The organism is Burkholderia anthina (assembly GCF_001547525.1).
GTDB classification, from domain to species: Bacteria; Pseudomonadota; Gammaproteobacteria; order Burkholderiales; family Burkholderiaceae; genus Burkholderia; species Burkholderia semiarida.
On sequence record NZ_LNJP01000004.1, the window covers coordinates 35,415 to 46,481 of the forward strand.

Consider the following 11,067-nt stretch of genomic DNA (forward strand, 5'->3'; position numbering starts at 1 on the left):
GCCCGCCGCCCGGCTAGCCGGTCAGTCGCTCCTGCCGGACGAGACGGCTTCCGGATGTTTTCCGTCGCGCGTCACGCGTGGCGGGAGCGGATCGACCAGACCGCCAGCAGCGTCGCGCCGAACAGCAGCAGGCAGCCGAACGAGAAATCGTTCAGCGCGAGCATGTGCGCTTCGACGTCGATCGCATGCGAGACCGACGCGAGCGCACCGGACGGCGACAGCCCCGCATGATCGAGCCGAGCGAACCAGTCGGCGGACGCGAAATCGTACGGCGTGATGTGGTCGACGAGATAGGTGTTGTGCACGCGGGAACGGCGCTCGAAGTAGGTCGGCGCGACCGAGGTCGCGACACTCGTGCCGATCCGGCGCAGCGCGTTCTGCAGCCCGGATGCCGCGGGCAGCCGCTCGCGGGGCAGCCCGGCGAGCGAAAGCGACACGAGCGGCGTGATGAAGAACGCGGTGGCGGCGCCCATCAGCAGCGAATTGGCGGCGATGTCGCCGAGGGTCACGTCGCTGTTGAAATGCATGCGCCAGAACGACGCGGCGCCCCAGCCGACGAGCGCGACGGTCGCGAGCAGGCGCGGATCGGTGCGGCCCTGGAAGCGGCCGAGCAGCGGCGCGATCACGATCCCCGCGACGCCGAGCGGCGCGGTGGCGATGCCGGCCCAGGTGGCCGTGTATCCCTGCTGGGTCTGCAGCCACAGCGGCACGAGCACCAGCGCGCCGAAGTAGAGCCCGAAGCCGACCGTGATCGCGAGCGTGCTCGTCGTGAAGTTGCGGTCCGCGAACAGCCGCAAGTCGACGATCGGATGGTCGTCGGTCAGCTCCCAGAGGACCAGCGCGACGAACGACGCGATGCCCACGACCGCCAGCATGCGAATTTCGTCGGAGGCGAACCAGTCGAGGTTCTGGCCGCGATCGAGCAGCAACTGGAACGAACCGAACGCGGCGGTGAGCAGCAGCAGCCCGACGACGTCGACCGGCAGCCGCCGCGTCGCGTTGTCGCGCCCCTTCAGCAGCCGCGCGAGCACGCCGAGCACGAGCACGCCCGGCGGCACGTTCACGTAGAAGATGTACGGCCAGCTCAGGTTGTCGGTGATCCAGCCGCCGGCGATCGGCCCGAGCACCGGCGCGACGAACGTCGTGGTCTGCCACACGGCCAGCGCGACGTGGCGGCGCGTCGACGGGAACACCGCCATCAGCAGCGCCTGCGACAGCGCGGTGATCGGGCCCGACGCGGCGCCCTGTAGCGCGCGAAACACCAGCAGCGACTCGAAGTTCGGCGCCATCCCGCACAGGATCGACGTGACCACGAACAGCAGCACCGACACGCGGAACAGCCGCACCTGGCCGAAGCGCTGCGTGAGCCAGCCGGTGAGCGGCAGCGTGATCGCGAGCGGCGTCGCGAACGAGGTCAGCATCCACGTGCCCATGTCCGGTGCGACGCCGAGATCGCCCGCGATGGTCGGGACGGCGACGTTCGCGATCGTCAGGTCGAGCGTCTGCATGAAATTCGCGACGCTGACCGCGATCGCGACGAGCGCCAGCGGCACGCCGGCGAGTGGCTCCAGCGGCAGTTTCGGCGCCGCGTTCCGGGAGAATAAGCGCATCGTCAGGCTCCCGGCGCGAGCGGACGGACGCCGCTGTTCGCGCGAATCGTCTCGGCGACGAGCGCGTCGCCCGCTTCGTCATCCTCACGATAGATCGACGTGGCGTCGATCGACCGGCGTGCTTCCGGAGCACGGGCGGGCGGCGACGCCGACGCGGTGCCGGCGCCGCGATCGACCGGCACCGATGCCGTCATCGACAGGCCGATACGCAGCGGGTGCGCGCGCAGCTCGGCCGGATCGAGCGCGATCCTGACCGGCACGCGCTGGACGACCTTGATCCAGTTGCCGGTCGCGTTCTGCGCGGGCACGGCCGCGAAGGCGGCGCCGGTGCCGGCTTCGAGCCCGACGACGCGCCCGTGGAACACCACGTCGCTGCCGTACAGGTCCGAGAACAGCTCGACCGGCTGCCCGGCGCGCATGCCGCGCAGTTGCGATTCCTTGAAGTTGGCCTCGACCCACACGTGATCGAGCGGCACGAGCGCCAGCGACGGCGTGCCGGGCGACACGTGCTGGCCGACCTGCACGACCCGGCGCGTGACGAGCCCGCCGAGCGGCGCGTGTATTTCGGTGCGGCGCAGCGCGAGCGCCGCGCTGCGGACGCGGGCGGCCGCCGCGCGCACGAGCGGATTCGTGTCGATCGACGTGCCGTCGGTGCGCGCGAGCGTCGCGTCGTAGGCGGCCTGCTGCGCGTTCAGCGCGGCTGCCGCGCCGTCCATCGCGTCCCGCGCATGGCGAAGATCCTCGCGCGACACGCCGCCATCTTGCGCGAGGCTCAGCCGGCGCTGCAGGTCGTCGTTCGCCTTGGCCCATTCGGTGCGCCGCACCCGGATCTGCGCTTCCTCGCGCACCACGTCCGCATGCGCGGTGCGGTATTGGCGCACCGCGTGCGCGAGTTGCGCGACCGCTTCGTCCAGCGCGAGCCGCGCATCGGTCTTGTCGACGCTGAACAGCAGATCGCCGGGGCGCACCCAGTCGGCGTTCTGCACGCGCACGGCGTCGACGGTGCCGCCGATCTGCGGCGAGATCTGCACGACGTCGCCGGACACGTACGCGTCGTCGGTGGTCTCGGTGCCGCGCGTGGTGGCCCACGCGGCGGCGGCGAGGCCGGCCGCGCCGGCGAGCGCGATGAAGAACCAGCGGAAGTAGCGCCGGCGCGCGCGTTGCAGCGAGGGCCCGGCGGCGGGGGATTCGGGACGGTTCATTGTGTGACTCCAGTGGAAGTGGCGCCGCCGAGCGCGGTGATCAGGCGGGCGTGCTCGATCGCGAACGATGCGTCCGCGCGGGCGACCGATTCGCGATCCTCGAGCAGCCGGCCTTCGGCGAGCAGGACGTCGAGGTAGCCGGAAATGCCTTTGCGGTAGCGCTGCGTTTCGATGGTGTAGGTCCGTTGCGCGCGCGCCAGCGCCTCGCGCTGAAGCGCCCGCTGCCGGCCGAGCGTGTCGATCTGGACGAGGGTGTCGCTGACCTGCGCGAGCGCGTTGACGACCGTGTCGTCGTACGTCGCGACGGCGGCGTTGTAGGCGGCGGTTTGCGCGCGCAGGCCGGCGCGCAGGCGCCCGCCCTCGAAAATCGGCAGCGTGATCGCGGGGCCGGCGCCGAGCGTGCCGCTGTTGCCGTGGAACAGCGCGCGGAACCCGAAGCTCTGCACGCCGGCGAAGGCCAGCAGATTGACATCCGGGTAGAACGCGGCGCGCGCGGCGTCGATGTTCGCCGCTTCGGCTTCGACCCGGTAGCGCGCGGCCAGGACGTCCGGCCGGCGGCCGATCAGCGCCGCGGGCAGGACGGCCGGCATCGACAACGCCGCCGCCGGCGGCGCGGCGGGTGTCAGCGCGTCGGCGTAACCGGGCCCCCGGCCGACGAGCGCGGCGAGCCGGTGGCGCAGCCGGGCCGAGGCGGCCGCATGCGTGTCGATGTCGGCCTGCGCGTGCGGAATGGGTTCGCTCGCCCTGAGCACGGCCACCTGCATGTCGAGGCCGGCGTCGGCGCGTTGCGACGTGAGGCGCAGCAGATAGCTGTGCTGCTGGAGCGTATCGCGCGCGATCGCGAGCAGTTGCTGTTCGAGCGCGAGCTGCAGGTACGTTTCGACGATCGCCGCCTGCAGCGACACGGCGGCCGCATGCTCGAGCGCGCGCTGCTGATCCGCGCGCAGCGCGGCGGCGCGCGCCAGCGCGTGCTGCCGGCCGGCGATGTCGAGATCCCACGACGCGCCGAGGAGGGCCTGCGCGTCGACCTGCCAGTGTCCGGCCGCGGGCGGCGGCGTCCGATAGCTGCCCGGCAGGCGCGTCGGCACCGCGCTCGCCGTCGCGCCGAGCTGCGGTAGCAGCGCGGCGTTTTCGACGTCGGCGTCGGCCAGCGCCTGCGCGACACGTTCGCGCTGCGCCTGCAGCGTCGGTGCGCCGGCCAGCGCATCGTCGACGAGGCGATCCAGCTGCGCGTCGCCGAACGCGGTCCACCAGCGTTCGGCGATCGTCGGCGAGCCGGTGCCGGCGGAGCGAATCGCGGCGCCCGCATCGAGTTGCTCGACGGGCGTGATCCGCGCCGCCGGGCGTTGCGGGCCGAACGGGGCGCAGCCGGCGATCGCGAGCGCGGCGAGCGCGGGAACTAGGCGGCGGGCGCCGCACGCTCGGTCGATGAGGAGGGGCATGGTCGGTTTCCTGTCGCGTGAAGGCGAACGATCTGTATCTAAAAATATATCTTTAGATATTATTAGACGGACGGCAACTGGTAGAAATGGCAGTCGGCCGCACCGGCCGCACCGGCCGCACCGGCGGCCGGCATCGTCGAAAAGCGGAAGGGGAAGGACAGAGGCGCGCGGGTTACGCGATGGCGAGTGCGTCGAGCGCGGCCGCGAGCGTTTGTGCGACGGACTGGCCGGAGGTATCGATGCGGCAGTGCGCGCACGCGCGGTACAGCGATTCGCGCGCGTCGTGCAGCGCGGCGAGCGCCGCGCGCGGGTCGGCGACGTTCAGCAGCGGGCGGGACGCGTCGCCGCGCGTGCGGTGCCACAGGGTGTCGAGATCGCTCGCGAGATGGATCACGAAACAGCGCTGGCCGAGCCGGACGCGCGTGTCGTCGCGCAGCACGGCGCCGCCGCCGGTCGCGAGCACGAGCGCCGGCCCGCGGGTCAGCGCGTCGATGACGTCGGCCTCGCGTGCGCGGAAGTCGGCCGCATGGAATTGCGCGGCGACGGGCGCGCCGAAGCGGCGTTCGAGTTCGCGGTCGACGTCGACGAACGGCAGCGCGAGTGCGCGGGCCAGTGCGCTGCCGACGGTCGTCTTGCCGGCGCCGGGCATGCCGACGAGCGCGATGCGCATCGGGCCGGCTTGCGGGCGCGGGCTCACAGGCGGCTCCGCAGCGACGGCGCGCGGCGGGTCACGGCGGCGATGCGCTGCATCCGGACGTAGTTGGCGAGCGGGTCCAGCGCATCGGTGACGAAGGTGTGCGGCGCGCCCGGAGCCGTGTCCAGCGCAATGCCGGCGACGACGAGCGTGCCGTCGCACAGTGCGTCGGCGAGCGCGCCGATTCGTGCGCCGAGCGCCGGCGACGCCACGCCGAGATCTGCGACGACGCGGCGCGAGCGCGGCCAGTCGACCGGCTCGGCCGGGCGTACCGGCCAGCGCGCCAGCAGGCCGCCGGGCAGCGGCGTCGCGGCCCGTGCGGCGGATGTCTCGAGCACTCGCCAGGTCAGCGGCGCCGCGGGCAGGCATGCGCGCCAGCGGCCATAGGCGGTCGCCAGGCTGTCGCCGATCGCCACCGCGGGAAGCCGGAGGCGCTCGCAGCGCCGCAGCAGGCACGCGGTGCCGGCGGCGTCGGGTGTGCCGCGCACGAACGGCAGCAGCTCCAGTTCGTCGTCGTATTCGGCGCGCAACGCGCGCAGCCATCGCCCGGCGGCGAGCGACAGGCAGTCCGCCGCGGCGATGCCGCACAGCACGAGCAGGCGATCGTCGCGACCGTCGCGAATCGCGAGCAGCCGGGCGGCGACGCGGGACGAAGCGGGCGCCGTCGTCATGATGCGGCCGGGCCGTCGGCGTGCCGGTCGGGACAACCCGCGGCTCGCGGATAGGCGCCGAGAACGCGCAGCTCGGACGCGGCGGGCGCCATCTCGTCGAGCGCCGCGCGCACGTTCGGATCGAGCAGGTGCCCGCCGAAATCGATGCAGTACCGATACGCATGGCCGGCGCCGCGTGCCGGGCGCACGCCGACCCACAGCAGCGGGGCGCGGTGTCGGGCGAGCGCGTCGAATACGCGCGCGAGCGCGTCGGGCGCGTCGGTCGGCCGCAGCACGATGCTCGTGCGGTCGTGGCCGGTCGGCGCGGGCGCCTGGCCACCGACGATCACGAAGCGCGTGTGGTTGTCCGGGTGATCCTGGATCGCGCTGGCAATGATTCGCAGTCCGTAAAGAGCGGCCGCGGGCTCACCGGCGATCGCCGCGCAGTCATACAGGTGCGCGGCCTCGCGCGCGGCCACCGCGTTGCTGGACACCGGGATGCGGCGCAGGCCGGGCGCATGCGCGTCGAGCCACGCGCGGCATTGCGCGAGCGCCTGCGGATGGCCGACCACGCTGTCGACGCCGGCGAGCGATCCGCTGGCGCTCAGCAGGCAGTGCGCGACCGGCAGTTCGATCTCGCCCGTGACGCTCGCCGCCTGCGCGATCAGCAGGTCGAGCGTGCGGGTCACGGCGCCTTCGGACGAATTCTCGATCGGCACGACCGCGCATTCCGCGTCGCCGCGCGCGAGCGCGTCGAATACGGCGTCGATCGTCTCGTGCGCCTGCCCGCGGGCGAACTCGCCGAAATGACGGAGCATCGCGGTTTCGGTGTAGGTGCCCGACGGGCCGAGGAACGCGACGGACGGCAGCGCTTGCGCGTCACGGCTCGCGCTGAACAGCGTCTGCCAGATGGCGCGCAGGTCGCGGTCGCGCAGCCCCCACGGCGCGCGCGTGCACAGCTCGGCCACGATCGACGCTTCGCGGGCGGGCTGCCGCACCGCGAGCCCCGCATGCCGCTTGAGATGACCGATCTCGGTTGCGTGAGCGATGCGCTGGCCGATCAGTTCGAGAAGCTGGTCGTCGATCACGTCGATCCGCGCGCGGCGTCGCGCGATCGCATCGTCGACGGACGACGGGGCGGCAAGTTCGGTGGGCGTCATGGCGTGTCGATCCGTGAAGCGGAGGAAACGGCCGGCCGATGCGCGGCGACGTGCGCGGCCGCGCCCGGCTGCATGCGTGCGACGGCGCGCTCGTATTCGGCCGCGAGGCGTTCGACGATGTCGGCCACGCTGAGCACCGCGTCCATCGCGCCGACGCCCTGGCCGGCCCCCCAGATGTCGCGCCACTGCTTCGCGCCGCCGTCCGGCGAGAAATCGAGCTGCGCGCCGTCGACCCGTGCGAGCCGGCGCGCGTCGAGCCCGGCCGCCTCGATGCTCTGGCGCAGGTAGTTGCCGTGGACGCCGGTGAATGCGTCGGTGTAGACGATGTCGGCAGCGCTGGCTTCGACGATCGTGTCCTTGTAGCGCTGCACCACGTTGGCTTCGTGCGACGCCAGGAAGCGCGTGCCGATGTACGCGAAGTCGGCGCCGAGCGCGCGCGCGGCGGCGATCGCGTCGCCCGTCGCGATCGCGCCGGACAGCGCGATGAAGCCGTCGTAGAAGCGCCGCACTTCCGTGACCAGCGCGAACGGCGACAGCGTGCCGGCGTGGCCGCCCGCACCGGCCGCGACGAGGACGAGTCCGTCGACGCCGGCTTCCAGCGCCTTCTGCGCATGTCGCACCGTCGTGACGTCGTGCAGCACGATCCCGCCGTAGGCGTGGATCGCGTCGACGACGTCGCGCGACGGCGCGCGCAGGCTCGTGATCATCAGCGGCACGCGGCGCTCGATGCAGATGCGCAGGTCCTGTTCGACGCGCGGATTCGACGGATGGCAGATATGGTTGACCGCGTACGGGCCCACCGGCGCATCGGGATGGGCCTCCCGGTACGCGCGCAGCGTGCCGTCGATCGTGTCGATCCAGTCGCCGAGCTGCGCGCTGAGCCGCGCGTTGAGTGCCGGAAATGCGCCGACGATCCCGCTCCTGCACTGGGCGAGCACCATCTCGGGATAGCTCGCGATCAGCATCGGAGACGCAATCACCGGCAGCCGGAGACCCTGCAGCGGAAGCGGAATCATGGTCGGGCTCCGGCTCGTCAGCGCACGAGCGCCGCGCTGTCGCGCCGCTCGTCCAGGCGGCGATGGAAGCCGTCGCGGCTGACCGCGCAGCGCGTATGCACGCCTTCGCCGACGACGCCCACCGCGTCGCGCACCTCGACCCGGTACGTCATCATGCGGCCGTCGACCTCGATCAGTTCGGCGTCGACCGTCACTTCCCATTCGGGCGGCGTCGGTGCGAGATGCTTGATCTCGAAGTTGTAGCCGACCGTCATTTGCCCGGCCGGCAGCAGATGGTCGGTCGCCTGCATGCAGGTCTGTTCGATGAAGATGATCATGATCGGGCTCGCGAGCGCGTGCGCTTCGCCTCCCCATTGATCGGCGAGCGAAATCGTGTCGACGCGGTGGGTGGCGCGGGCACGCAGGCCAGTCTGGATAGTCAAGGGCAGCTCCTGAAGGGGGATGGAAGGGTGAACGCTCACGCCGCGCGCGCCGTGGCGGCCGCGCGTCGTTGCATCTGGCTGAAGATGTTGCGGTAATGCATTTCCTCGGTGCCGCCGGCCGAGCCCATCGCGAGCGCGTCGGCGACGAAGGTGGCGAGCGGGCCGCGCCGGTAGCCGTCGCTGCCGTGAATCGCGAGCAGGTGCAGCGCGGCCTGCGCGAGATCGCGCGCGCCCGCGAGCTTCGCGATCGAACAGTTCGCGAGCGCCTCGGGACGTTGCCCGACGAGTTGATCGAGTGCCGCGCGTGCCGTCCAGCGCGTGCGTTCGATGCCGACCTGGACGTCCACCAGCCTGCGCTGCACGTGCTGATGGGCGTCCAGCGCGACGCCGAGCGTCTTGCGGCCGCTGGCATGCGCGAGCGCGTCGGCGAGAAACGGCTGGGTGACGTTCGCGCACAGCAGGCCGAACAGCGCGCGATTCATCGACGCGATGTCCATCAGCAGGCGCAGCCCGTCGCCGGGCGTGCCGAGCAGTTCGTCGGCGTCGACGCGCACGCCGGACAGCGCGAGATCGCCGATCGGAAGATCCGCGACGCCGAACGTCGCCTGCGGGGCGCTGCGCCGCACGCCCGCGCGTTCGGGATCGATCAGCACCAGCGCGGTGGCCGGCTTGCCGTCGCCGGTCAGCGTCGCGACGATCATCATCAGGCGTGCTTCGGGCGCGTGGCTGATGTTGTACTTGTGGCCGTCGAGCCGGTAGTGGTCGCCGTCGCGAACGAGGCACGTTTCGAGCGCGCGCACTTCGGTGCCGGTACCTTTCTCGGAGATCGCCGTGGCGCCGATGGCGCCGGACAGCAGCGACGGCAGATGCCGTGTGCGCTGCGCGTCGGAACCGTATGCGACGATCGCGCGAATCAGCGTCGCCTGATTGGCCAGCGCCATCGCGAAGCCGACGGAGCGCAGCGCCGCGGCGACCGCTTCGAAGGCATCGACGAAGTCGTGCCACGTGCCGCCCGCGCCGCCGAGTTCGCGCGGTACCGGCAGGCGCCACAGTCCCGCGTCCGACAAGGCATCCCATGCGTCGCGATGGAAGGCGCCGCAAGGGGCGGACCGCGCATGGCGTCCGGCGATGTCCCGGTACGCGGCGGTCGTCGTGTGCTGTGCTTCGCTGGCGATGAGAGTCATGTCGGGGCGCGGGCTTTGCAGGGATCGTGTCGCCAATCTAATGAAAAGCGCCCGGACGAGAAACTGTCAGTTATTGCACTTCGATGCGGCGCGCAGCGGGGAGTGAAGCGAGCGTGATCGGCGAGGCGATGGGCGGCGGAGCGCGATTGCCGGAGGGGATCTTGACGCCCGTCGCGTACATCGGCGCTCGCGGATTGCCTCTTTGTTTTGAAACGCCCGCCGGGCACCGGATGGCCGACCTCGCGCAGGCCGACGTGATGCGCCGCCGGCGGGCGTACGTGGTCGATCCGATACTCGCGGCGCGAGCCGCTCGCCGAGCGTGCGGTGCCGACACGGCACCGTGTTCGTGCCGCATCGCGACTGAAATCGCGTGCCGGGTGCCCGACGGACTTCTCGACTAACGACGCTGCCGCGCGCGCAAACCACGACGGGATCGCATGCGTGCCGCCATGATCGGTCGATCCTGTCGGCAGGACCGCGTGGACATGGCCGCGGCGATGCGGGCGATGAGGACGATTGCACGTACGCTCATGAGTTCGACTGCGGTGCGTGAGACGGGGTGGCCGGTGCCTTGTAGCCTTCGAGGATCTGTTCCATTACCGACAGCGGGTGGCTTCCGCGCGACACGATTCCGCCGGTGCGGGCGTTGGCGCGCGCATAGTGTTCGTCCCGCATCAGGATTCGGTGAGCTGCAGGCAGGTTCCAGTACGGGATGGCCGCGAGAAGATGATGCGTGAGGTGCAGATTGTCGCCATGCATGCCGATGAACCAGCGTTCCCACCATGACGGAAATCGGTTGCGGGTCATCAGCAATTCGTCGGTTTCCCTGCCGAACAGGCCGAAGTGCTCGGATACCTCGGATAGCCACCCGATGACCTGGAACGACGTCAGGTACGGAATCAGCCAGAAGAGCAGGTACCCTGCGGGGTTCGTGGCAATGCCAAGGACTGCGAACAGGAACGCATGGACCAGGATCAGCTTTATCGCGCCACGCCGCGATTTGAGCAGCGACGCAACGCGATGACGGACGAGGTAGTTGGCGTAGCTGAACACGTTCAGCAACATCAGGGTACGAAGCACGTGGCCGAAGCAGAACTCGAATCGATCCTCGGCGCGCTGAAGGCCCGAGTCGATATAGTAGATGTAGTCCGGATCGCGCGTCGGATCGCCGAGAAACCGGTGATGCGACATGACGTGAGACTGGCGATACGATTCGAAATCCTGAAAAACCGGGAGGCCGGAAAGATATTCGCCGATGAAACGATTCAAGCGGCCATTGCGTGCGAGTGTCAGATGCGCCGCTTCGTGCAATAGCGACGCGAGTGCGCGCTGGCGGGATCCGACGATCAGCACGGTCAGCGGATACGCGTACGGCGTCAGCCTTGTCATCCAGATCGCGCCGGCGATCGTCGCAAGGTCGCCCATCCAGCCCAGCAGCCCGCGCCAGTTGTTCTTCCGGTACAGCGGGTCGAGATCGGCCTTGAGTACGGCGCTTATCCGGAACTTCCTCAACACGCCCGTATTCTGTTCGCGCATATCGATTCCTTGCCTGTTTTGAAATGCGAACCAAGTTATACGAACGTGTTTTGCACAGCATCTGTGAAATTTCGCTGTGGAAATTGACAGTGAAATTTCGCAGGTTGTGAGACGGCCATGTCCCGTGTTCTTCTTCCATTGTGATTCGGAC

10 protein-coding genes are annotated in these 11,067 nt (G+C 70.4%); all 10 read right to left on the minus strand.

All coding sequences use genetic code 11. The features are described 5' to 3' along the window. Positions 1–71: 71 nt before the first annotated feature. Entirely contained in the window at positions 72–1,610 is a 1,539-nt protein-coding gene (locus WS64_RS29435; protein WP_060968646.1) for a DHA2 family efflux MFS transporter permease subunit, read from the minus strand. A 2-nt stretch (positions 1,611–1,612) separates the two neighbouring features. Further along, positions 1,613–2,812: an HlyD family secretion protein gene (locus tag WS64_RS29440; protein ID WP_060968647.1), complete on the minus strand. Its 1,200-nt coding sequence runs from the start codon at positions 2,810–2,812 to the stop codon at positions 1,613–1,615. Then, on the minus strand, positions 2,809–4,254 hold the full coding sequence (locus WS64_RS29445) for an efflux transporter outer membrane subunit (RefSeq protein WP_060968648.1): 1,446 nt from the start codon (positions 4,252–4,254) through the stop codon (positions 2,809–2,811). Before WS64_RS29445 ends, WS64_RS29440 begins: the two co-directional genes overlap by 4 nt. Before the next feature lie 172 nt (positions 4,255–4,426). Then, the gene (locus tag WS64_RS29450) at positions 4,427–4,951 is read right to left on the minus strand and encodes a shikimate kinase (protein WP_244166685.1); all 525 of its coding nucleotides are present in this window, start codon (positions 4,949–4,951) and stop codon (positions 4,427–4,429) included. Continuing rightward, on the minus strand, positions 4,948–5,619 hold the full coding sequence (locus tag WS64_RS29455) for a hypothetical protein (RefSeq protein WP_060968649.1): 672 nt from the start codon (positions 5,617–5,619) through the stop codon (positions 4,948–4,950). The genes WS64_RS29450 and WS64_RS29455 overlap by 4 nt, the downstream gene beginning before the upstream one ends. Continuing rightward, positions 5,616–6,758 (minus strand): prephenate dehydratase, encoded by a 1,143-nt coding sequence (pheA, locus tag WS64_RS29460; protein ID WP_060968650.1) that lies wholly within the window; start codon positions 6,756–6,758, stop codon positions 5,616–5,618. Before pheA ends, WS64_RS29455 begins: the two co-directional genes overlap by 4 nt. Beyond that, positions 6,755–7,774: a nitronate monooxygenase gene (locus WS64_RS29465; protein WP_081103977.1), complete on the minus strand. Its 1,020-nt coding sequence runs from the start codon at positions 7,772–7,774 to the stop codon at positions 6,755–6,757. The genes pheA and WS64_RS29465 overlap by 4 nt, the downstream gene beginning before the upstream one ends. Before the next feature lie 17 nt (positions 7,775–7,791). Continuing rightward, positions 7,792–8,196 carry a thioesterase family protein gene (locus tag WS64_RS29470; protein WP_059584619.1) on the minus strand — a complete coding sequence of 135 codons (405 nt, stop codon included), beginning with the start codon at positions 8,194–8,196 and terminating at the stop codon, positions 7,792–7,794. 35 nt (positions 8,197–8,231) lie between these two features. Then, a complete protein-coding gene (locus WS64_RS29475; protein ID WP_060968651.1) occupies positions 8,232–9,380 on the minus strand; it encodes an acyl-CoA dehydrogenase family protein in 1,149 nt (382 codons plus the stop codon). 528 nt (positions 9,381–9,908) lie between these two features. After that, positions 9,909–10,916 (minus strand): guanitoxin biosynthesis L-arginine gamma (S) hydroxylase, encoded by a 1,008-nt coding sequence (gntB, locus tag WS64_RS29485; RefSeq protein ID WP_059639809.1) that lies wholly within the window; start codon positions 10,914–10,916, stop codon positions 9,909–9,911. Positions 10,917–11,067: the final 151 nt, after the last annotated feature.